The organism is Sphingomonas sp. BL2 (assembly GCF_056680015.1).
Genome location: NZ_CM155261.1, coordinates 365,489 through 387,058, shown reverse-complemented (window position 1 = coordinate 387,058; position 21,570 = coordinate 365,489). Strand labels below are relative to the sequence as shown.

Genomic DNA, 21,570 nt, shown 5'->3' with positions numbered 1-21,570 from the left:
GGCATGGCTGGTGGTGGGGAGGGCGCGTTCATCGGCGCGGTCCATCGGATGGCGGTTGCGCTCGACGGCGACTGGGAGTTGGTCGCGGGCGCGTTCAGCACCGATGGCGGGCGGAATACGCGGACCGGCGACGTGCTTGGGCTCGATCCGGCGCGCGTGTATCCGTCGCTCGACGCGTTGATCGCGAACGAACGCGCATTGCCCGCGGACGAGCGCATTGAGGCGCTCGCGATCGTCACGCCGAACCATTTGCACGCGCCCATGGCGATCGCCGCGCTCGACGCCGGCTTCCACGTGTTCTGCGAAAAGCCGATGGCGATGAGCGTCGTCGAGGCGCAAGCGATCGCCGCCGCGGCCAAGGCCAGCGGTCGCCATTTCGCGCTGGCGTTCACCTACAGCGGCTATCCGCTGGTCGAAGAGGCGCGCGCTCGGGTCGAACGCGGTGATCTCGGCGCGATCCGTCTGGTCCAGGTCGAATATCTGCAAGGCTGGCTCAGCCAATCGATCGACACCGGCGGCAACAAGCAGGCCGAATGGCGCACCGATCCCGCCCGCGCGGGGCTCGGCGGCTGCCTCGGCGACATCGGCACGCACGCGTTCCAGATTGCCGAGCATGTCTCCGGCCTGTCGGTGCAATCAGTCTCGGCGGATCTCACCACGCATGTCGAGGGCCGGCGGCTCGACGACGACGTCAGCGCATTGCTCCGTTTCGAGGGCGGCGCGCGCGGCGTGCTCAAGGCGAGCCAGGTCGCGGCGGGCGAAGAGAACGGGCTGCGGTTGCGCATCCACGGCGAACGCGGCGGGCTCGACTGGTCGCAGTTGGAGCCGAACACGCTGACGCTGCGCTGGCTCGACCGCCCGGCCGAGATCGTGCGGACCGGCGGCCCCGGCATGCTCGACGCCACCGCCACGGTGGTGCGGACTCCGGCGGGGCATCCCGAGGGCTATATCGAAGCCTTCGCCAACCTCTACCGCGCATTCGCCTCAGCGATCCGCGGCAATGGCAACGACCGTTGGTTTCCAGGCGTGACCGATGGACTGCGGACGATGCGCTTCATCGAAGCGGTGATCGCCAACGCCGCGTCGGACCAGAAATGGACTTCAGTAAATCCGGGAGAGAATGAATGAAGTTGCTCATAGCCTTGGTCGCGGGAAGCATCGCGGCGGTTGCGGCGGTCACGATATCCGTGCCGACCACCGCGCAATCGACTGCAGCCTCGCCCCCGGCGTTCGCCGCCTGCCGCGCCTGTCACACCGTCGTGAAGGGCGGCCGCAACGGCATTGGCCCGAACCTGTACGGCGTGGTCGGCCGTGCCGCCGCCGCGACACCCGGCTTCAACTATTCGGCTGCGATGAAGGCGTCGAGGCTGCGCTGGGACGAGCAGACGCTGAACGAATATCTCGCGGCCCCCCAGAAGAAGGTGCCGGGCACGCGGATGCCGATCGCGACGCCCGATGCCGCCAAGCGCGCTGTGATCATCGCGTACCTCAAGGCGGAGGGCGCGAAGTGATCGCGCCGCGCGCATGACGCTCTCGCGCCGTACCTTGCTCGCCGCCGGTGCGGCGGCATCGCTGGTCCCCGCCGGGATCGCCGCCCAGCGCCGCGGCAGCAATGCCGCACGGTTCTCGCTCGGCTACGCGCCGCACGAGGGCAGCTTCGCCAGTCGCGGGGGACGGATTGAGCAGATCGCCTACGCCGCCGACCAGGGCTTCACCGCCTGGGAGGATAATGAGGCCGCAACGCGGTCGGTGGCCGAGCAGGAGCAGATGGCCAAGGCTTTGGCGCAACGCGGCATGACGATGGGCGTGTTCGTCGCCAGCATGCCCAAATGGGCGAAGTCGCGGCCGCTCCTCGGCGCTAACGACGGCGCCGAGCGCGAGGCGTTCCTCGCCGATATCCGCGCCTCGCTCGACGTCGCCAAGCGATTGAACGCGAAGCGGATGACCGTCGTCACCGGCTTCATGGACCCGAAGGTACCGGTCGATATCCAGACCGCCCGCGTGATCGACGTGATGCGCCGCGCGGGCGACATCGTCGCGCCATCGGGCACGGCGATGGTGATGGAGCCGCTCAACACGCGGACCAACCATCCCGGCGTCTATATGCAGACGATTTCGCAGGGCTATGCGGTCGCGCGCGGTGCGAACAGCCCGGCGGTGAAAATCCTCGCCGATCTGTATCACGAGCAGATTCAGTCGGGGAATCTGATCCCGACGCTGGCCACCTGCTGGAGCGAGATCGGCTACATCCAGTTCGGCGACAATCCTGGTCGCAACGAACCGTCGACCGGCGAGATCAACTTCGCCTCGATCGTGAAGTGGCTGAAGGCAAAACACTACACCGGCGTGATCGGCATGGAGCACGGCAATTCGATCGCGGGACGCGCAGGCGAGGATCGCCTGATTGCCGCGTACCGCGAGATTGACGCAGCATGAGGGGGATGGGGATGAAGACGGTTTTGATGGCGAGCGTCATCGTGGCGCTGGCGGGGCCAGTTGCGGCGCAGGAGAGGCCCGGCTTCAAGGACACGCCGATGCTGCCCGGCGGCCAGTGGCACGTCCACGACGCCGACCGCCCCGCACCGATCGTGGTTGCGCCGGCCGCCACCCCCGGCGGTGCGCCTGCCGACGCGGTCGTACTGTTCGACGGCCGATCGCTCGACGCCTGGAAACCCGATCGCATCGCTTGGCCGATCGCCAACGGTGCGCTCACGATCCCCTCGCGCGCGAAGAGCGGCGGCGAGAACAATCTCGTCTCGAAGCAGAGCTTTGGCGACGTGCAGATGCACCTCGAATTCCGCTCGCCCAACCCGCCGACGAAAAGCTCGCAGGATCGCGGCAACAGCGGCATCTGGTTCATGCAGCGCTACGAACTGCAGATCCTCGATGGCTCGCAGAATCCGACCTACGCCGATGGCACCGTCGGCGCGGTCTATGGCTGGAAGCCGCCACTGGTGAACGCCGCGCGCCGTCCCGGCGAATGGCAGACCTACGACATTGTGTTCGAGCGGCCGCGCTTTGCCGCCGACGGCAGCCTGCTCCGTCCGGCCTATGTCACCGCGCTGCTCAACGGCGTGCTGGTCCAGAACCACCAAGCGATGCTCGGCACCACGATCTGGCGCAAGGTGGCCAGTTACACCGCGCACGCTGATGCCGCACCGATCCAGCTCCAGGATCACGACTCACCGGTGTCGTTCCGCAACATCTGGGTCCGTCCGTTGACCGAAGCGGCGATTGCGCAGGACCTGAAGAAGGACGGTAAATGATCGACCGCAGAACAGCACTCGCCGGTGTCGTCGCCATGTTCGGCTCGGCTTTGTATGCGCCGATCGCACGCGCAGCCGGGGTCGCGGCAACACCGGGCGCAGCGGCGGGGATCCCCGTCATCAGCGAAGGTCCGCCAAGTGTCGCGGTCTTCACGGCCCCCCAGCGCGCGCTGATGACCGCGCTCAGCGAACGCGTCCTGCCGACTACCGATACGCCAGGCGCGATTGCGGCCGGCGTCCCCGCGTTTATCGAAAAGCTGCTCGCCGACTGGGCCGCACCCGCCGATCGCGTGCCGATCCTCGCCGGCCTCGACGCGATCGAGGCGCGTAGCTTGGCGGACTACAAGGTCCCCGGCGCAAAGGCGACCGCGGCACAGCACGACGCGCTGCTCACGCTGGCGATGAACGACCAGATCCCGTCCGGCGGCGTTTTCTTCGAGGCGTTCCGCCAGCTCGTCGTCACCGGCTATTACACGTCGGAAATCGGCATGACGCAGGAGCGCGAATATCTGCCGGTGCCGGGCGAGTATAACGGCGCATTCCCCTATTCTCAGGTCAACAAGGTGTATTCCGCATGATCCTCAGCCGTAGAAACCTGCTCGCCGGCTCCGGCGCGGTCGCAGCGCTCGCATTCGTGCCGACGGCCTCCGCGGCACAGTTGAAGGCGATCGGCCTGCAACTCTACACGATCCGCGACATCTTCTCGAAGGACCCCGTCGGCACGCTCGGGCAGGTCGCGAAGATCGGCTACCGCGAGGTCGAGTTCGGCGGTGGCGGCTATGAGGGCATGGATCACGCGATGCTGCGCCGGACGATGGACAAGCTCGGCCTGACCGCGCCGTCGGTGCATATCGGCTACGACGCGTTGCTGCAGCGGTTCGATCAGTCGGTAACGATGGCCAAGACGCTTGGTGCGACCACGGTCGTGCTGCCGTACATGACCGACGAACATCGCAACGAAGCGGGCTGGACCGCGGCACTGCCGAACTTCAACCGGTTCGCCACCGATCTAAAGAAGGCCGGGCTGGGCTTCGCGTATCACAACCACGATTTCGAGTTCACCACCAAGCCGGGTGGCGTCAGCCTGTACGAGCGGCTGCTGAAAGAGACCGATCCCGCGCTCGTGAAGCTCGAGCTCGATCTATACTGGGCGCTGCATGCGGGCGAGAACCTGACGACGCTGATCGAACGCCTGTCGCAGAGAATCTACGCCTATCACGTCAAGGATATGCGCCCCGATCGCAGCATGGCGGCGGTCGGCGCGGGCACGGTCGATTTCGCCGCGCTGTTCCAGTTGAAGGGCAGCGCCGGCGTCCGGCATTTCTACGTCGAGAACGACCAGGCCCCCGCGCCGTACCTGCCCGACATCACCACGAGCTTCCGGACGTTGCGCGCGCTTCGTTTCTGAGCGGCTGCTGCTGAACGGGCGCGTTTCTAAGTATTAGGAGAGGAAGATCATGGCCGAGACCAACAGGTTCGACGCGATCGTAATAGGTTCGGGCGTCAGCGGCGGTTTCGCTGCGAAGGAATTAACCGAGAAGGGCCTCCGCGTCCTGATGCTCGACCGCGGCAAGATGGTCGAGCACGGCGAGGGCTACACCTATGACGGCAAGCCCGCCTACGAGGTCCCCGCGCGTAACATCATGCCCAAGCCATTGGTGGACAGCGACTATTTCATCGCCAAGCACGGCTATGTCCAGCCCAGCAACCGCGAGTTCCACAACGACGACCGGCTGAACCCGTACGCCTATGACGAGGGCAGCAAATTCTACTGGATCCGGCCGGGCGCGGTCGGCGGCAAGTCGCTGATCTGGGGCCGCTGGTGCTTCCGCTGGAGCCCCGAGGATTTCGAGGCGAACAAACGCGACGGCCTCGATGGCGACTGGCCGATCCGGTACGACGACGTCGCGCCGTGGTACAGCTATGTCGAGAAATACATCGGCGTGTCCGGCTCGCGCGAGAACCTCGCGTATTTGCCAGACAGCGAATTCCAGCCGCCGATGCCGATGAACGTTGCCGAGAAGTGGTTGAAGCAAGGTCTCGAATCCAAGTTCCCCGGTCGCAAGCTGATCAACACGCGGCTGTCGAACATGACCGAGGACAAGCCCGACCAGAACCGCACGAAATGCCAGTTCCGCAACCAGTGCGGCAATGGCTGTTCGTTCGGTGCCTATTTCTCGACCCAGGCGGTGACCTTGCCCGCCGCCCGCGCGACCGGCCGGCTGACGCTCAAGTCGGACTCGGTCGTAACGAACCTCGTGTACGACCCGGCGCGTAAAAAGGTCACCGGCGTCCGCTATATCGATGCCAAGACCGGCCAGGCGGAAACGGTCAACGCCGATCTCGTCTTCCTCTGCGCGTCGGCGATCGCCTCGACGCAGATCCTTCTGAACTCGCGCGCACCGGGCAGCGACCGCAGCTATTTCGACGAGAGCGGCACGCTCGGCCGTTATGTCATGGATCACATCTTCCGCGTCGGGATCGAAGGCGACATTCCCGGCATGGAGGATTTCATCGAGTTCGGTCGCCGTCCGGGTGGCGTCTATGTCCCGCGCTTCCGCAACATCGGTGGCGACGAGGGCGTCGACTTCAAGCGCGGCTATGGCTATCAGGGCAGCGCGTATCGCAATCCCGCCGCCCCAGTGGGCTTCGGCGCATCGATGAAGCAGGGCATGCGCAAATACGCGCCGTGGCGGTTCAGCATGGGCGCGTTTGGCGAGTGCCTCCCCTATGCCGACAACAAGGTTTCGCTGCACGCCAGCAAGGTCGACCGGTTCGGCGTGCCGCTGGTCCGCTTCGACGTCCGCTTCCGCGACAACGAACTGAAGATGATGACCGATGCGCGAGCGCAGGGCGAGGCGATGCTGAAAGGTGCAGGGCTCACCAACGTCAAGAGTTCGGAGAGCGAGCACGTCCCCGGCGACGCGATCCACGAAATGGGCGGCGCGCGCATGGGCCGCGACCCGCGCACCTCGGTGCTGAACGAATGGAGCCAGGCGCATGCGGCGTCGAACCTCTACGTCACCGACGGCGCGCAGATGGCATCGATCTCGTGCGTGAACCCGTCGCTGACGTTCATGGCCCTGACCGCGCGCGCGGCGGATCATGCGGTGAAGTCGCTGAGGAAGGCGTAACGACGGGCGGGGCGGGCGTTGAGCCCCCCCGCGCTCAGCCGTCCAGGCCGTACCGGGCCGCGCGTTTCGCGACGTTCGGGTTGATCGCGAGCGCGGCTTTACGGTCGGCGTCCGCCGCCTCGATCTTGCCCGCGCGTCGTTCGGCGATCGCGCGGGTGTAGAGCGACCAGGCGTTGCGCGGGTTCGCTTTGACCGCAGCGTCATAATCGGAGAGCGCCGTGTCGAGCTTGCCGAGACGGAGGTTCACGAGCGCGCGGCTATCGAGATAAGAGGCATAGCCTGAGCGGAGCTTGAGGGCGGTGTTGCAGTCGGACATGGCGCGATCGAGATCGCGGTTGAGCAAGGCGCGCGCCCAGCAGCGTCCGTTATAGGCGGTGGGACGGGCGGCGTCCTCGGGATGCATCTTCAGCCAGGCATCGTAATTGACGATCGCGAGCTCGGGCTGGTCGAGATTTTCGTACAGGCCGGCAAGCTGGAGCCGGCGATCCGACCCGGCTGGCAGCGCGCGATCGGCGACCTTGGCATCTTCGCCCGCGCCATCCGGATCGCGGCTCATCAAGCGGAGGCGTGCGCGCAGCAGGCGGACGTCGGTATTGTCCGGCATGAGCGTCACGGCCTTGTCGAGGTCTGCCGCGGCGAGCAGGAGCTGGCCGTGCGCGAGCCGGGCCTGCGCGCGCTGATACACGTAGCGGCCTTCGGTCGGCGCCATCGCCACCGCCTTGTCGAGATCGGCGAGCCCCTCCTCGATCCGGCGCTTCGACAGGAAGACCGCGGCGCGTCGGCTGAATCCCTCGGCATCGGTCGGCACGGCGGCGGTGTCGGTCAGGTCGAGCTTATCGCCCGCGGTGGTGCGCGCGCCGCTTGGCGCCAGCCCGAAGACCGGGCCGCCTTCGTAGGTCATGTACAGCAGGTGGTTCGCGTTCGACACGAAAATGCGGTGCGTCAGGAAGAAATCGAACCCGATCAGCATGTCGCCGTCGATCCGGATGTCGGCGATCTGGAATTTCGGGTGCGGCACGATCTCACCGCCGAGGTCGATCGTATCGAATGGGGCGCGCCAGGTCGCGAGCTGCTTCGAGCCGATGCCCGAGTTCAAGCCGACCGCGGTCACGCCGGGACTGGTCGGGGTGATGCCTGCGCGCTTGGCCGCGGCGAGCGTCATGACGGTGGTCTGCGCGCCCGAATCGAACACCGCGCGCATCTTGACCCCGTTGACCAGGACGGTGCCGATCGTGTGCGGCTTCCACGGTCCGGTGCCGCCGCGTTCGAGCGGGATCGTCGAAAACGGTTTCCCCGCGGCCCAATAGGCCAGCCCGACATTGCCGCAGCCATCGACCCGGATCAGCCGCACCGCGCTGTGCGGCAGGTCGTATTCGACATCGGCGAGGCCGAGGATGTTCTGGCCGAGTAGGCCGGCCGTCCCCGTATCAGTGCCGCCGACGATGAAGCTGACTCGCGGGATCGGCAGGCCCGCGAGCGAGAAATCCTTTGCGCTGGCGATCGCTGCGGACGTGTCGCCGTTGACACCGCGCAGCCGGAACCAGGGGGGAGCCGGTTCGCTCGACAGACCGAACTCCGCGGCCGACGCGCGCGACACTGTACTGTAGAAGGCGCCGCTATCGACGATGAACCGCGTGTCGTGCGTGCCGAACTTGGCATCGACCATCGCGCGTCGACCGGCCAGGGTCACGGGTAGCTCGGCGATCTTGCTGACTTTACACGCGGCGATCGCCGGACCCGCCGTCACCAGACCCAGCAAGGCGACCGCACCCAGCCGAACCCGTGCCAATCCGCGCATGCAAGTCTCCAGTATTTGAGTCTCTGTTCCCTCGAACGCTATCCAAACGTGAGCAGCATGCAAGGGACGATCTTGCGCGGTTCGTCGTAACTTGGCCGCCGGGCGTTCAGCATCGCACGCAACGACCTGTTCGATCGTCCCCACCGCCTCGCGATCCGATCCAGGTTTCGTTCTTCACCGAGCAGCCACTGACGGGCACGGTTCTCACGAATGCCGTATCGATTTTTGCGTACCAAGGCCTTTGCCGCCCGGTCTGCCAAAACGAGCAGCCTCTGTAGCGGCGTAGATTACCATTGTTGCGAAAAGGCAACAAATCGTAACAAAATTACCTCTGCATCGCCCAACAATTTACAATGCTTTCTGCATTCGTCACTTACGCCGCACAAAGGCACCGGGGGGTGTCTGTTGCGTGTCGTTTCTGCCGGCCGCAATTTTAATATCCGGGGGAATATATTCTATGCGTCCGTTCAACCGCGCCATCGCGACACGTCTGTGCTCCGGCGCCGCGCCACTCGCCATTCTGCTGAGTTTGAGCAGCCCGACTTTCGCGCAGACCGTACCCACCGGTACCGTCTCGGCGACGACCGACCAAGCGGAGGAGCCGGCGCAGGATATCGTCGTCACGGGTTCGCTGTTCCGCCGGACCAACACCGAAACGCCGTCGCCCGTTACGGTGCTGACCGCGGACAGCTTGGCCAAGGCCGGTATCACGACGGCCGCCGAAGCGATCCGCTCGGTCTCGGCTGATAGCGGCGGTTCGATCGGCGTCGGCTTCCAGAGCGGCTTTTCGGCTGGCGGCGTCGCCGTATCGCTCCGCGGCCTCGGTGTCTCGTCGACGCTGGTGCTGGTCGACGGCCTGCGCTCGGCCAATTTCCCGATCAACGACGACGGCCATAATTCCTACGTCGATCTCAACTCGATCCCGTTCAGCCTGATCGAGCGCGTCGAAGTGCTGAAGGACGGCGCCTCGTCGACCTATGGTGCCGACGCGATCGGCGGCGTGGTCAATTTGATCCTTAAGAAGCAGTTCACCGGCATTGCCGGCACGGTCGAAGCCGGTGCCAGCAGCCACGGCGACGCGGCTCGTCAGCGCGCCAACTTGACGATCGGCTACGGCGATTACGCCGACAAGGGCTTCAACGTCTATCTGAACGGCGAATTCCAGCAGGACGGTCGCGTCAGCAACCACAGCCGTGGCTTTCCGTACAACAACCGCGATCTGACCTCGATCGGCGGCAACGACAATAACGGTGCGGACAATTCGCTGACCACCCCGACGCCGAATGCAGTGGTGGTGCGCACGACACAAACCGATCTCAACAATCCGTTGAGCGGCGGTACGGCGATCGCCAACGCCAACTATACGACGCTTAATCTCGGAAACTGCGCGCGCGGCACGTTCACCCAGACCGGGGTCGCCAACGGCGTCGGCTGCAAGCACAATCTGGAAGACGAGTATTTCCAGCTCGCTCCGTTCCAGCGCAAATATTCGATCAACGGACGGATCAGCGTGCGTTTGGCTGACAACGTCGAAGGCTACCTGACCGGCAGCTATTCTAACAGCTACGTCAGCATCAACAACGCGCCGCGCGGCCTGCGGAACACGCAGCCGTATGGCGGCGTACCATCCCTGGCATCGAACAACCCGGGCATCGTTCTGCCGGTCTATATCTGCACGGCGGGCATCAATTGCGCGGTTCCCGGCGCACCGGGTCGCCAACTCAACCCCAACAACCCGTACGCCACGGCATTCGCCAATACCCCTGCAGCCGGCGCAGCACGCATCTATTACTCGTTCGGCGACATCGACGCCGGCAGCGACCGTACCAACGAAGTGTACCGCTTCGCCGGTGGTCTACACGGCTCGGTCGGCGACGATTGGACGTGGAAAGTCGACGGCGTTTATGCCCGCGACAACCTGGAGATCGTCCAGCGCGGGTATCTGAACATCGCCAACACGCTTAATGCGATCAACACGGGCGCTTACAATTTCGTAAATCCGACGCAGAATTCGCAGGCGGTGCGCGACTTCGTTTCGCCGGACAAGATCACGCCGTCGCATTCCGAAATGTACTCGCTCGACGCGGCCATCACCAAGAAGCTGTTCGATCTCCCCGGTGGCCCTTTGATGGTCGCTGTCGGCGGCCAAGTGCGGCGTGAGTCGCTGGTCAACAATAACCAGAATGCCTTGCTCGACACCTATAACCTCACGACCTCGTCGGCCTTTGGCAAGCACACCGTCTCGGCGGGTTATTTCGAGATCCAGGCACCCGTGCTCGACATTCTCGAGATCAACGGTTCGGGTCGCTACGATCATTATTCGGAAGGATTTGGTCGCTTCTCGCCTAAGGTCGGCTTCAAGTTCACGCCGATCCGCCAGTTCGCGGTTCGCGGGACCTATTCGCAAGGTTTCCGCGCGCCGACGTTCGCTGAGGCTGGTCCGCGTTCTCAGTATGCGGGCTTCGTTAACTACCAGCCTCCCGGCAACTTCTGTGCGGCGCATGGCGGCGCGGTCAGTGGGAACAACGTCTGCTTAACAGGGGGCAATCCGTACAACCTCAACTATTCGGTCGGTCGCGGCTTCGTCGGTAATCCGGACCTGAAGCCGGAGACGTCGCGGAGCTTCACTGGTGGCATCATTGTCGAACCAACATCATGGTTCAGCGCAACGGTCGACTATTACAACGTTAAGAAGTCGAACCTGATCGCCAACGGCCCACTTTCCGGCGACGCCATCGCCGCCTACTACCGACAGTCGAACCTTGCTGCTGCGACCGCTGCCGTGGCGGCGGTCGGGCCGGGCTATTCGGTCAACACGGTCGACGGCATCGATCCGGCGTTCCCGAACGCGCTGCCGCGGCTGCTGATCCTCAACGCACCGTTCGTGAACGTGAACTTCGACAAGACGTCGGGTCTGGATTTCTCGGCGACCGCGCGTATCCCGCTTGGTGAAGGCATTCGCTTCACCAGCCGGGTCGAGGCGACCTATATCATCCAATATGATCGCCATACGGCGCAGGGCGTGCAGAAATATGCTGGCACGATGGGCCCGTATGACCTGTCGTCGGGCAACGGCACGCCCAACTGGCGTGGCAATTGGCAGAACACGCTTGCGGCCGGCAAGTTCTCGCTGACCGCAACCGCCTATTACGTCGGCAAGATCAAGGCGGTCGCAACCGACCAGGGCAGCCTTGATACGTCGTGTGCCAACAGCCTCTACAAGTCGTCGCAGGCCGGCGTGCCCGTCGATCGGTTCTGCTACGTCAACAGCTTCATCAACGTCGACCTGAACGCGACGGTAGCGGTGAATGACGACTTCTCGTTCTTCGGTAACGTCGGCAACATCCTCGGTGCACGCGCACCGATCGCACCGGCCTCCTACGCCAGCTCGCCAAACTATCTGACCACGTGGCATTATGCCGGCCTGATCGGTCGGACCTTCCGCGCAGGTGCGAACTTCAAGTTCTGATCGCTAAACATCGCGACGGAAGGGGGCGGCTTCGCAAGAAGCTGCCCCTTTTTCGTATCGTGGCGGGGTCGCAGGAGAGGCTCCGACAACCGAGTTCATCCGCATTCGGAGGCGTTACACCAAGGTGTCCAAACCGACTCGCGCGGGACGGCGCGCATTGCTGGATATTATTCGCCCGCCAAAGTGATGTGGAGGTGCAGATCCGGCAACTTCAGGTTGACCGACCCGTAGCACCGCTACCAGGCGATGCGTCCGATCGATACCTCAGTCGCGGATGGACCGTGGCGCCTCGGTTTCGGCGCAGGTCAGCCTGGGTCTTCCAGGCCGAAGTTTCAGGCGGCAGGCGAGGGTTCACGCATCGTGACGCGAGTCGTAGCTATAGCGCCCAGCACCATCAGCGCGCCGCCGAGGTACAGGATGTTGCGCGGTTCGCCGCCCATCAGCGAGTGGTAGAACAGCGGCACGGTCAGGCTCTCGATGATCATCGGGATGACGATGAACATGTTGAAGATGCCCATATAGACGCCGTTGCGCTCGGGCGGGATCATGTCGATCAGCATGATGTACGGATTGCCCATCATGCTCGCCCAGCCGATGCCGATGCCGAGCATCGCCACGAACAACGCCGCCTCGGTGCGCAGGCCGGGGATCGCCAGCATCGCCACGCCCGATGCGAGCAGGCACGCGGCGTGTGCGCTCTTTGCGCCCCAGCGGCGGGCGAGCGGAACCAGCGCGATCGCCGCGACGAACGCGACCGCATTGTAGAACGCGCCGAGCTGGCCGACGGTGAGCACGGTATCGCGGAAAGCCTCGCTCTTGGCGTCCGACGTACCATGCAGCGACCGTGCGACCGCGAAGGTGATGAACTGCCAGTAGGCGAACATCGCGTACCACTGGCACAGCATCGCCAACGCGAGCTGTCGCATTGGCTTTGGCATCTCGACCAGCGCAGTCTTGAGCTCGCGGAGCGTGCCGCCGAGGGTCAGCGGTTCCTTCGCCAGCCGGGCCTTCTCCTCCTCGGGCAGCGGCAGTTCGGGGACGCGGACGACCGACCAGACGATTGTTGCCAGCGACAGCACCGCCCCGATCAGGAACGCGATGCGCGTGATGTCGGGGATGCCGTTGCCATCCACGGCGTCTTTGTTGAAGCCGATCCACACCAGCAGCGATGGCGCCAGATACGACAGCGTCTGCGCGAGGCCGGTGAACGCCGACTGCGTCAGGAAGCCGGCGGCGCGCTGGTCGTCGGGTAGGCGGTCGCCGACATAGGCGCGGTACGGCTCCATCGTCACGTTGTTGGCGGCGTCGAGCACCCACAACAGGCTGGCCGCCACCCACAGCGTCGGGCTGTACGGCATCGCCAGAAGGCACAGGCTGCACAGCACCGCGCCGACGAGGAAATACGGCGTGCGGCGGCCGATCCGGGTCGAGGTCCGGTCGCTCATTGCGCCGATGAGCGGCTGGATGAGCAGCCCGGTCATCGGCCCGGCGAGCCACAGCAGCGGCAGGCTAGCCTCGTCCGCGCCGAGATAGCCGTAGATCGGCGCCATGTTGGCCTGTTGCAGACCGAACGAGAATTGCAGCCCGAGGAACCCGAGGTTCATCTCGATAAGACGCATCAGCGAGAGGCGGGGTTTGGTCATGAGGCCGAGGTTCATCAAAATGCCCCTTGTTCGAGCCCGCGAGGCGTGGACCGGTCGATCCTCCCCCGCCAGGGGGAGGTGGCTGGCACTTGCCAGACGGAGGGGGAGGAGAGGGTAACCGCTGTTCCGTGTCCTCCCCCTCCGTCACCTTCGGCGCCACCTCCCCCTTGCGGGGAAGGATTGTAAGATCGCACGCCGCTCGGGGTAGGTGTAGCAGGGGTCATGCCCCCGGGCCTGCCCAGATGACGCCCCAGGGTTCGACGGCGAGCGTGTGACCGCAAGGCTGTTCGGACAGGCGATCCTGCCAGCCCGCCAAGCCATCCACCTGCACGGGAGCGCCAGAAAAGTTCAGGAACACCCGGTCGCTGCCGCAACCGATCCCGAGCAGTGCAGGGGAACCCGTCGCGATCGTCGTGGGAGAACCCGCGCCGCCGCTCGCAATCCGCGCCGCCCGCAACGCTTCCAGGTCGCCGCTGATCCGCCGTGCGACCGCGCCATCGAGCACCGTCCAATCCATCTCCGGCCGGTGCAGCCAGCGGCCTTCATGCGCGCGCTCGGGGTCGTCCAGATAGCTCGCGTCGTTGAGCAGCCCCGCCTCGTCACCCATGTACGTCGTCGCCAGACCGCCGCTCGCGATCGACAGCGCGTTGAGCAGTGCGATCCGCCGAAACGCCATTTCCCGCGCGTCATCGTCTGCCGCGGCTTCGAGACCGGCCAGCGATGCCATCGTCCCGTTCGAGCCATGAAGTACCGACCCGTCCGACTGGAACGGCGCGCCGCGTGCCCAACTGCCGTCACCGCCTTCGAGGAAGCGCGCCGCTACCTTGAGCCGCGCGACCGGGTCGGGATCGATCCCGGCGAGGTCGCCGATCACTGCACCCCAGCCAATATCGTCATGGCACCGCGCGTAGCTCAGCCAGTTGGCGCCGCGAGGCAGGCCGCCGCTTGCCTCGACAATCGCGTGGGGGAGGGTGGCGGACTGTTCAGCCAGCGCGACCCAGCCGGCGACCATCAGCGAATTGTTATATACCAAGTGGCATTCGGGCTCGAATCCGCCGTCCCAGTCCGCGCCTTCGTCGGCGCCGAAGTACGGTGGCACGAGCGCGGTCGGGACGATCGCCTCCGCCTTGAGCAGCGTCGCCGGTGCGACGATGTCGAGCGCCGCGCGGAGCGCGCGGACGATGAAATGCGCCTCGGGACGGTTGCGGCAATCGGTGCCGATCTGCTTCCACAGGAACGCAATCGAGTCGAGCCGGAAAGCCTCGAAACCATGGTTCGCCAGTCGCAGCATCGTGTCGACGATCGCGAGCATGACTTCGGGATTGGACCAGTTGAGGTCCCACTGGAATGGATAGAAGGTCGTCCAGACCTGCCCGCCCATCGCCGGCACTTCGGTGAAGTTGCCCGGCGCGGTCGTCGGGAACACCTGGGGAAGGTCGGCTTCGTAAGTCTGAGCCTCGTCCTCGCCCAGAACATGATAAAAGGCACGATAGTGCGGATCGCCCGCGAGCGCAGCCTTCGCCCAGGCGTGATCGTCCGCAGTGTGGTTGAGTGCAAGGTCGACGCACAAGCTGATCCGCCCCTCGCGGAGCCGCGCGGCGAGGCGCTCGACATCGGCCATCGTCCCTAGCCGGGGCTCGATCGCGAGATAATCCGCGACCGCGAACCCGCCATCGCTATCGCCCTCGCGTGCCTTGAGCAACGCGAGCAGGTGGAGATACCGAACCCCGAGCGATTCGAGATGGTCGACGCGGTCGATCAGCCCGCCGACGGTGCCGGCGAACCGATCGACATAGGTCGAATAGCCCAGCATGTCGGGCGCGACGAACCAGTCCGGATCGTCCAGCCGCGCTTCGTCGAGCGCGACCATCGCCGCCGGGCGCTCGGCCGCCCGGTCGCGGAGGATCGTCTCCATCCGCGGCCAGAGCGTCGCCAGTCGATCGGTACCGTACAGCCGTTCGAACTGGCGTTTGAGGAGGGGGGCGAGCGCGTCGAGACGGCGCTCGGTGGAGGTCATAGTCACGCTCACCCGCCCGATCAGAAGCCGACGCGGACCGCGGCGGAGATCGTCCGGCCGGTGATCGAGCGCGCGCGGACGATGCCGTTGGTCGGGATCGCGCCTTCCTCGGCTTCGGTGATGCCCTTCACGTCGAACAGGTTGTTGCCGTTGACCGACAGCGTGACGTTCTCGGTCGGGTGCACCGACACGAACGCGTTGACCTGCGTGTAGCCTGGCATCTTCAGCCCGTTATTGTCCTGCGCGAAGCTGTCGGTGGTGCCGATCACGTTCGCGCCGACGGTCAGACGGCCGACATCGACCTGCGGGGTCGCCTGGAAGATGAACTTGGCCTGGCGACGCGGGCGGTTGCCCTCGACTGCGGGGTTGAGAACGTCCTTGGTGATCTCGGCATCGGTGTAGGTGCCGCCCGCCGACAGCGAGAACGGCCCGCGTGCGATCCGGCCCTCGAGCTCGACGCCTTTCGCTTCATATTCGCGGTTAAAGAAACGCTGCGTCGTCGCCTCGAAATTCTGCTCCTCGGTGCGCGCCCAGAAGCCGGTGGCATAGAGCGAGAGACCGTTCTGGCGGAACTTGAACCCGCCCTCGAGCTGGCGGACGAAATCGACCGCTGCGCCCTCGTCGGTCAGCCCGCCGGTGGTCGTATTGATCGAGGGGCCGAACAACAGGCGATCGGCGTTGGCGCGACCGCCGCGGCTGTAGCGGGCGAACACCGCGGTGCTGTCGGTCAGGCGATAGTTCGCGCCGCCCGAGTAGGACAGGTAATCATAATTGTAGTTGAGTGGCGAGCGGCGCGTCGGGATGATCGCGACCTGACGCTCGGGTGCCGAGATCACGCCATTGCCGTTGATGTCGAAAGTCGTGATGCCGCTGCCGAAGCCTGCACCCAGATCGGCGCCGGCGACGCTGCCCCGTGCCCGACCGAAATCGTAACGCAGCGAGCCGTCGATGTTGAAGCGGCCGATCTCCAGACCGAGCTGCGCGAACGGTGCGTAGGTCGTGTAGTCGAGATCGTACGACCGGCGGCAGCAATTGCCGAAGCCGAATGCCGAATACCCCGGCGTGCCGTTCTGCGTGACCGGAACGCCCGCCGCGGTGCGGACGTCGACCAGCTGCGAGCGGCCGTCATCGGCGACGGTCTGGACGAACGAGTTCCACAGCCAGTCGCTCTTGATGTCCTGGCGCGAGGCGTAGAAGCCGCCGGTGATCGCCAGCGTACCCGAGCCAAGCGGCACCGAGCCGTTGAGGCGAATGTCGTTGGTGATGTTGTTGAGGCTCTTCAGGTCGACGTCGAACAGCACGACGTTCGCCAGCAGGCCATTGCCGTTGAGCGACGCGGGATTGGTGATCCGCTGACCGTTCTGCGGTCCGCTCGCGTAGAACAGCTGCGACCCGGCGCCGCCGATGCCGTTGGCGATGGTCTGCGCCGAGTCCACGGCTGCCGGGAAGGGGGAGGTAAAGCCGCCCGAGATATCCGAATAGCGGAACCGCTCGACCACGTTCCAGCCATCCGCGACGGGGATCTGCGTCTCGAGACCCGCCGAATAGACGACCGGGTGCTGGCCGTCGCGGATCGAGCGCGTGACGAGCTGGTTGTTGCCGTCGAGCGTCTGCACGGTGCGGATATCGGCGCTGTGCAGCGTGCCGTTGTTGATCGAGAAATTGGTGATGTTGCTGTAGGTCGGATCGCTGTTGGTGCCGCTCACCTGTACCGGGTTCGGGAGGTAGCCGATCGCGCGGTCGTCGAGATACTTGCCGTACAGGCGGACATAGCCGCCGTCGCCGAACGACTTGGTGATGTTCCCCTTCAACTGGCCGCCCTTGACGCCATCGAATCCGACTTCGCGCTGGCCGTCACCGATCCGGTAGAAACCGCCGAAATGATAGGTCAGCGTGTCGGACAGCTTGCCGCCCTGGTCGAAATCGACGCGGAACTCGCGGTAGTCGAGCCCGCTACTCAGCTGGAACGCGCCGCCTTCCTGCTCGCCGGTCTTCGAGATGAAGTTGATGACGCCGCCGGGCGAGTTCGACGCGAAGGTCGAGGCCGAGCCACCGCGGACCGACTCGACCGTCCGCACGTTGAAATCGGCGCGCAGGAAGATGTCGGCATTGCCGAACGTGATGTCGCCGAATTCGAGGATCGGCAGGCCGTCTTCCTGGAGCTGGAGGAACTTCGAGCCGCCCGATGCGACCGGCAGGCCGCGGACCGAGATGTTCGCGTTGCCGTCGCCGCCCGATGCCTCGACCCGGATGCCGGGGAGGTTGCGGAGGAGTTCACCCGAGGTGCGCGGTGCGAGCTGGATCAGCGCGTCCGAGGTGATCGAGCTGGTCGTGATCGACGTGTTGAGCTTGTTCGTGCCGCGTGCGACCGCGGTTACGACAATGTCGTCCTGCGGGACGTCGGCAGCGGGAGCAGCGGGCGTTGCAGCCGGATCAGCCTGCGGTGCGGTCTGTGCGGCCCCTGCGGTGGCGAACGATGCGGCGGCGATGCCAGCCAGCAATGCGTGACGTACTTTCATGCGACTCTCCCTGCGCGACGGCTTTCTGAGAAGCCCAAGGCCGCCTCCTACGCGTCTCACAATCGATTGCAACGCGGATTCTGCAATCGATTGCGAAAATTAGGCCGACTGTCTCGTAATGAGCACAGGCGGTACGATCGCGGACTCCGCAGGCTCACCCGCGATTCTCTTGAGCAGCCGGTCGACCATTAATTCCGTTCCGATCTCAAGGTCCTGGCGGATCGTCGTCAGCGAAGGCGAGGTATGCGCGGCGAGCGTCACGTCGTCATAGCCGATCACCGCAGTCGTACCCGGAATATCGATCCCGGCCTCGGTCAGCGCGCGCAGCACGCTCATCGCCGCAACGTCGGACGCCGCGAATATCGCATCGGGGATCGCACCGGTGGCGAGCCGCGCGGCAACCGCAGCATGCACCACTTCGGGCGTCATCGGTGTCGCCAGGACCTCGCACGGAAGGCCCGCTTCGTCGGCCGCTGCCGCGAACCCGGCTAGCCGGTCCGCGAACTCGGGCGGGGCGGGATCGCCGACGAACAGCAGCCGTTTGCGCCCCTGCGCGATCATGTGCCGCGCCGCCATCCCGCCGCCCGCAAGATTGTCGGATCCGATCGTCAGGTGATGCTGCCCCTCGCGGTGCGCGCCCCATACCACCAGCGGGCGATAGCGTTGGGCGACGCGTTCGATCACGCCGAACTGGTCCGATTGCCCGACCAGCAACAGCCCGTCGATCCGTCCGCTGTCGATGACGCGTTCGAGCCAGTCGTCGGCATCGGGAATGACCCGCGACAACAGGATGTCGTAGCCGCGCTCAACCAGCAGGTCGGCCAGGAACCCGAGCAGCGACAGGAAGAATGGGTCCGTCAAATGCTGCGTCCGAGCATGGCCCAGCGGCAGCACAAGGCCGATTGCCCCCGTGCTCTTGAGCCGCAGATTGCGTGCCAGCTGGTTCGGCCGGACATCGTGCTCGCGCGCTAGCACGCGAATCCGTTCCCGTGTCTGTGCATTGACGGACGGATGCCCTGCCAGCGCACGCGATACCGTCGCGGTCGAAACGCCTGCGAGCTCGGCCAGGTCGGCAAGTTTCATGGCTGGGTAGATCCTCGTCGGGACGGGTGATGGGGCAGGGCGTACGAGCAGCGTTGCGTGGCCGCAATTGCGATGGCGTAGGTAACGTCGCATCGGCAGCCAGGATCGGCGCCGACCCAATGCCGATCCGACATGACCTGATCTCGACACGAGTATCATGAAAACGCCGTCATGAAGCAGCGGGTTCTCTTATCATGCGTTAACACGCCAATGGCGGCGGGAGCAGACAATGATGCGCAGTAACCTTGCACGGGCTCTCGGCTGGAGTATCGCGCTGCTCGGTGGCTTTTTTGCCGTCGCCGGCGCGGTGCTGCTGTCGCTTCACGGATCGCCCTATTATCTCATCACCGGGATCGCAATGGTCGCGAGTGGTGGGCTGATCGGCCGGGAGGATGCGCGTGGGCACTGGCTGTTCCTGACGATCTGGATCGGCACCTTGATCTGGGCGGTCTGGGAGGTCGGGCTTGACGGCCTGCAACTCGTGCCGCGTGTCGTCGCCCCTACCGTCCTGCTGGTATTGGTCCTGCTTCTTGGATGGCGCCGCGGCACGGCGGAGCGCCGGCCCTCCGGCTTCTCACGCGCGGCCCCCTCCCTGGCGGCCGGCATTGCGGTCGTGTTCGTCGGCATGCTGGCGTTGCGTGGTCGCGATGTCGAGGCGCAGGCTCCGACGAATGCGACGCCTCCAGGTGCAACCGGCGCGGCCCGGACTGCGGGTGAAGCCGACGACGACTGGAAAGATTATGGCGGCACCGCCTCGGGGCGACGCTATTCGGCTTTAGCCGACATCACGCCGGCCAATGTCAGCGGCCTGACGCTCGCCTGGACTCAGCGCACCGGCGATCTTCCGGTTGCGGCGGAGACGACCGAGCACAAGCGCGAATATCATTCCGAGGCGACGCCGATCCACATCGGCAACACGCTGTACACCTGCACCCCGCATTCGTTCGTCCAGGCGATCGACGCGACGACGGGGCATACCAGGTGGAGTTGGCACGAGACGGCCAATGTGAAGGGCAACAACTATCTCGTCTGCCGCGGGGTTGCGTATTTCGAGGCACCCGCTGGAACGCCGTGTCCACATCGGATCTTCGCGCCGACCTTCAACGCACGTCTCGTCGCGCTCGACGCGGACACCGGACAAGTCTGCAAAGGCTTCGGCCAGAACGGCAGCATCGACCTGCGTGCGAACATGGGCGTGTCGACCGCATCCGACCAGATCGGCACGTCGCCGCCAATGGTGGTCAACGGACGGCTTATCATCGGCGAGCGGATCATCGACAACGTCAACCGCAATATTCCGAGCGGCGTCGTGCGCGCTTATGATCCGGTCTCGGGCCAGCCGGTATGGGCCTGGGACGTCGGTCGTTCGCAAGATGCGATCGCGCCGCTGCCTGCCGGACAAGTGTACACGCGTGGCACGCCGAACGTGTGGGGCGCGATCACGGCCGACGCCGCGAACGGTATCGTCTATCTCGGTACGGGCAACGCCTCACCGGATTACTGGATCGGGTACCGCCGGCCGTTCGACGACCGGTTCGGCACGTCGATCGTCGCGCTGGACGTGGCGACGGGGAAGCTGCGCTGGAGCCGTCAGCTGGTCCACCACGATATGTGGGACATGGATCTGCCGATCGGACCGTCGCTGTTCGATTATCGGGCGCCCGACGGGCGGACGATCCCCGCGCTGCTCCAGACGACCAAGATGGGTCAGGTGTATTTCCTCAACCGCCTTACCGGTGCGCCGATCGCGGCCGTGGCGGAGCGTCCGGTCCGCACCGACGGCGCAACCCCGGGTGTAAAAGTGTCGCCGACCCAACCCTTCTCGGTAGGAATGCCGTCGTTCAGCCCGCCGGCACCAAGCGAGAAGACGACTTGGGGCGCGACGCCGATCGACCAGCTCATGTGCCGCATCGATATCCGCCGGTCGCAAGGGGCGGGCATGTACCAGCCGATCGGACTGAAGCCGATCATCGGCCATCCGGCCTTCGACGGTGTTACCGACTGGGGTGGCGCCGCGGTCGACCCCGTGCGCGGCATCATGACCGTCAACACCATGGAGATGCCGTTCAAGCTATGGCTGATGCGCCGGGACGATCCGCGTGTCGGGCCGTTGATGGCGCAGAAGCAGGGTGGCGAGAACGCGCGTCAGGCACAGCTGCAGACTCAGTACAACACACCCTACGTCGCGGTCGTCCAGGCATGGATCGGAATCTTCGGTGCACCGTGCAACGCCCCGCCCTGGGGGCATCTGACCGCGGTCGATCTGAAGACTAGGAAGGTCCTGTGGCGCGAAGTGCTCGGTACCGCGCGCGATACCGGACTGTTCGGCTCGCACTTGGGCGTGCCGATCAAAACCGGCGTGCCGAATCTGGGCGGGTCGATCGTAACGGCAGGCGGGCTCGCCTTTATTGCCGCGACGACCGACCAATATCTGCGCGCGTTCGACCTGAGGACTGGCAAAGTGGTCTGGAAGGTCAGGCTTCCGGCGGGGGCACAGGCAACGCCGATGACGTATCGCGGGGCCGATGGGCGTCAGTATGTCGTGATCACCGCCGGTGGTCACGGCGCGCTCGGGACGCGGTATGGGGATTACACGCTGGCTTATGCCTTGCCGCGCTCATGAGGCAATTGGGGAGGAAGG

The 21,570-nt window shown here is 65.2% G+C and carries 14 protein-coding genes; 9 read left to right on the top strand and 5 right to left on the bottom strand.

The genetic code is table 11. The features are described 5' to 3' along the window. The first annotated feature begins 3 nt into the window (after positions 1-3). From AC1ME3_RS01720 to AC1ME3_RS01690, 7 genes are read left to right on the top strand one after another with little or no spacing between them, the layout of a single operon-like run. Positions 4-1,128, top strand: a complete 1,125-nt coding sequence (locus AC1ME3_RS01720; protein ID WP_480955885.1) for a Gfo/Idh/MocA family protein — start codon at positions 4-6, stop codon at positions 1,126-1,128. After that, positions 1,125-1,511 carry a c-type cytochrome gene (locus AC1ME3_RS01715; RefSeq protein WP_480954585.1) on the top strand — a complete coding sequence of 129 codons (387 nt, stop codon included), beginning with the start codon at positions 1,125-1,127 and terminating at the stop codon, positions 1,509-1,511. The genes AC1ME3_RS01720 and AC1ME3_RS01715 overlap by 4 nt, the downstream gene beginning before the upstream one ends. A gap of 13 nt (positions 1,512-1,524) precedes the next feature. Then, positions 1,525-2,436, top strand: coding sequence for a hydroxypyruvate isomerase family protein (locus tag AC1ME3_RS01710; RefSeq protein ID WP_480954584.1), 912 nt, complete (start codon positions 1,525-1,527; stop codon positions 2,434-2,436). 11 nt (positions 2,437-2,447) lie between these two features. Further along, the gene (locus AC1ME3_RS01705; RefSeq protein ID WP_480954583.1) at positions 2,448-3,266 is read left to right on the top strand and encodes a 3-keto-disaccharide hydrolase; all 819 of its coding nucleotides are present in this window, start codon (positions 2,448-2,450) and stop codon (positions 3,264-3,266) included. After that, positions 3,263-3,844 (top strand): gluconate 2-dehydrogenase subunit 3 family protein, encoded by a 582-nt coding sequence (locus AC1ME3_RS01700; protein WP_480954582.1) that lies wholly within the window; start codon positions 3,263-3,265, stop codon positions 3,842-3,844. The genes AC1ME3_RS01705 and AC1ME3_RS01700 overlap by 4 nt, the downstream gene beginning before the upstream one ends. Continuing rightward, positions 3,841-4,674, top strand: coding sequence for a sugar phosphate isomerase/epimerase family protein (locus tag AC1ME3_RS01695; RefSeq protein WP_480954581.1), 834 nt, complete (start codon positions 3,841-3,843; stop codon positions 4,672-4,674). Before AC1ME3_RS01700 ends, AC1ME3_RS01695 begins: the two co-directional genes overlap by 4 nt. A gap of 49 nt (positions 4,675-4,723) precedes the next feature. Next, positions 4,724-6,400, top strand: a complete 1,677-nt coding sequence (locus tag AC1ME3_RS01690) for a GMC oxidoreductase (protein WP_480954580.1) — start codon at positions 4,724-4,726, stop codon at positions 6,398-6,400. Positions 6,401-6,434: 34 nt separating this feature from the next. On the opposite strand, the gene AC1ME3_RS01685 is transcribed toward AC1ME3_RS01690, so the two are convergent. After that, entirely contained in the window at positions 6,435-8,198 is a 1,764-nt protein-coding gene (locus tag AC1ME3_RS01685) for an aspartyl protease family protein (RefSeq protein WP_480954579.1), read from the bottom strand. 457 nt (positions 8,199-8,655) lie between these two features. Between AC1ME3_RS01685 and AC1ME3_RS01680 the strand changes: the two genes are divergently transcribed. Continuing rightward, positions 8,656-11,667: a TonB-dependent receptor domain-containing protein gene (locus tag AC1ME3_RS01680; protein ID WP_480954578.1), complete on the top strand. Its 3,012-nt coding sequence runs from the start codon at positions 8,656-8,658 to the stop codon at positions 11,665-11,667. Positions 11,668-11,999: 332 nt separating this feature from the next. Here the strand turns inward: AC1ME3_RS01680 and AC1ME3_RS01675 are convergent, their stop codons facing one another. The 4 genes from AC1ME3_RS01675 to AC1ME3_RS01660 all read right to left on the bottom strand — a co-directional run bounded on the left by AC1ME3_RS01675 (position 12,000) and on the right by AC1ME3_RS01660 (position 18,929). Further along, positions 12,000-13,325, bottom strand: coding sequence for an MFS transporter (locus tag AC1ME3_RS01675; RefSeq protein ID WP_480954577.1), 1,326 nt, complete (start codon positions 13,323-13,325; stop codon positions 12,000-12,002). A gap of 205 nt (positions 13,326-13,530) precedes the next feature. Next, positions 13,531-15,327 (bottom strand): alpha-amylase family glycosyl hydrolase, encoded by a 1,797-nt coding sequence (locus AC1ME3_RS01670; protein ID WP_480955884.1) that lies wholly within the window; start codon positions 15,325-15,327, stop codon positions 13,531-13,533. Positions 15,328-15,347: 20 nt separating this feature from the next. After that, positions 15,348-17,846, bottom strand: a complete 2,499-nt coding sequence (locus AC1ME3_RS01665; protein ID WP_480954576.1) for a TonB-dependent receptor domain-containing protein — start codon at positions 17,844-17,846, stop codon at positions 15,348-15,350. Positions 17,847-17,945: 99 nt separating this feature from the next. Continuing rightward, positions 17,946-18,929, bottom strand: a complete 984-nt coding sequence (locus AC1ME3_RS01660) for a LacI family DNA-binding transcriptional regulator (RefSeq protein ID WP_480954575.1) — start codon at positions 18,927-18,929, stop codon at positions 17,946-17,948. Positions 18,930-19,158: 229 nt separating this feature from the next. On the opposite strand from AC1ME3_RS01660, the gene AC1ME3_RS01655 reads away from it, so the two are divergent. Next, positions 19,159-21,552 (top strand): membrane-bound PQQ-dependent dehydrogenase, glucose/quinate/shikimate family, encoded by a 2,394-nt coding sequence (locus AC1ME3_RS01655; protein WP_480954574.1) that lies wholly within the window; start codon positions 19,159-19,161, stop codon positions 21,550-21,552. Positions 21,553-21,570: the final 18 nt, after the last annotated feature.

Excerpts from the sequence above, each read along its gene's own strand:
- AC1ME3_RS01720 (WP_480955885.1), top strand. The coding sequence starts at position 4 with ATGGCTGGTGGTGGGGAGGGCGCGTTCATCGGCGCGGTCCATCGGATG.
- AC1ME3_RS01715 (WP_480954585.1), top strand. The coding sequence starts at position 1,125 with ATGAAGTTGCTCATAGCCTTGGTCGCGGGAAGCATCGCGGCGGTTGCG.
- AC1ME3_RS01710 (WP_480954584.1), top strand. The coding sequence starts at position 1,525 with ATGACGCTCTCGCGCCGTACCTTGCTCGCCGCCGGTGCGGCGGCATCG.
- AC1ME3_RS01705 (WP_480954583.1), top strand. The coding sequence starts at position 2,448 with ATGAAGACGGTTTTGATGGCGAGCGTCATCGTGGCGCTGGCGGGGCCA.
- AC1ME3_RS01700 (WP_480954582.1), top strand. The coding sequence starts at position 3,263 with ATGATCGACCGCAGAACAGCACTCGCCGGTGTCGTCGCCATGTTCGGC.
- AC1ME3_RS01695 (WP_480954581.1), top strand. The coding sequence starts at position 3,841 with ATGATCCTCAGCCGTAGAAACCTGCTCGCCGGCTCCGGCGCGGTCGCA.
- AC1ME3_RS01690 (WP_480954580.1), top strand. The coding sequence starts at position 4,724 with ATGGCCGAGACCAACAGGTTCGACGCGATCGTAATAGGTTCGGGCGTC.
- AC1ME3_RS01685 (WP_480954579.1), bottom strand. The coding sequence starts at position 8,198 with ATGCGCGGATTGGCACGGGTTCGGCTGGGTGCGGTCGCCTTGCTGGGT.
- AC1ME3_RS01680 (WP_480954578.1), top strand. The coding sequence starts at position 8,656 with ATGCGTCCGTTCAACCGCGCCATCGCGACACGTCTGTGCTCCGGCGCC.
- AC1ME3_RS01675 (WP_480954577.1), bottom strand. The coding sequence starts at position 13,325 with ATGAACCTCGGCCTCATGACCAAACCCCGCCTCTCGCTGATGCGTCTT.
- AC1ME3_RS01670 (WP_480955884.1), bottom strand. The coding sequence starts at position 15,327 with ATGACCTCCACCGAGCGCCGTCTCGACGCGCTCGCCCCCCTCCTCAAA.
- AC1ME3_RS01665 (WP_480954576.1), bottom strand. The coding sequence starts at position 17,846 with ATGAAAGTACGTCACGCATTGCTGGCTGGCATCGCCGCCGCATCGTTC.
- AC1ME3_RS01660 (WP_480954575.1), bottom strand. The coding sequence starts at position 18,929 with ATGAAACTTGCCGACCTGGCCGAGCTCGCAGGCGTTTCGACCGCGACG.
- AC1ME3_RS01655 (WP_480954574.1), top strand. The coding sequence starts at position 19,159 with ATGATGCGCAGTAACCTTGCACGGGCTCTCGGCTGGAGTATCGCGCTG.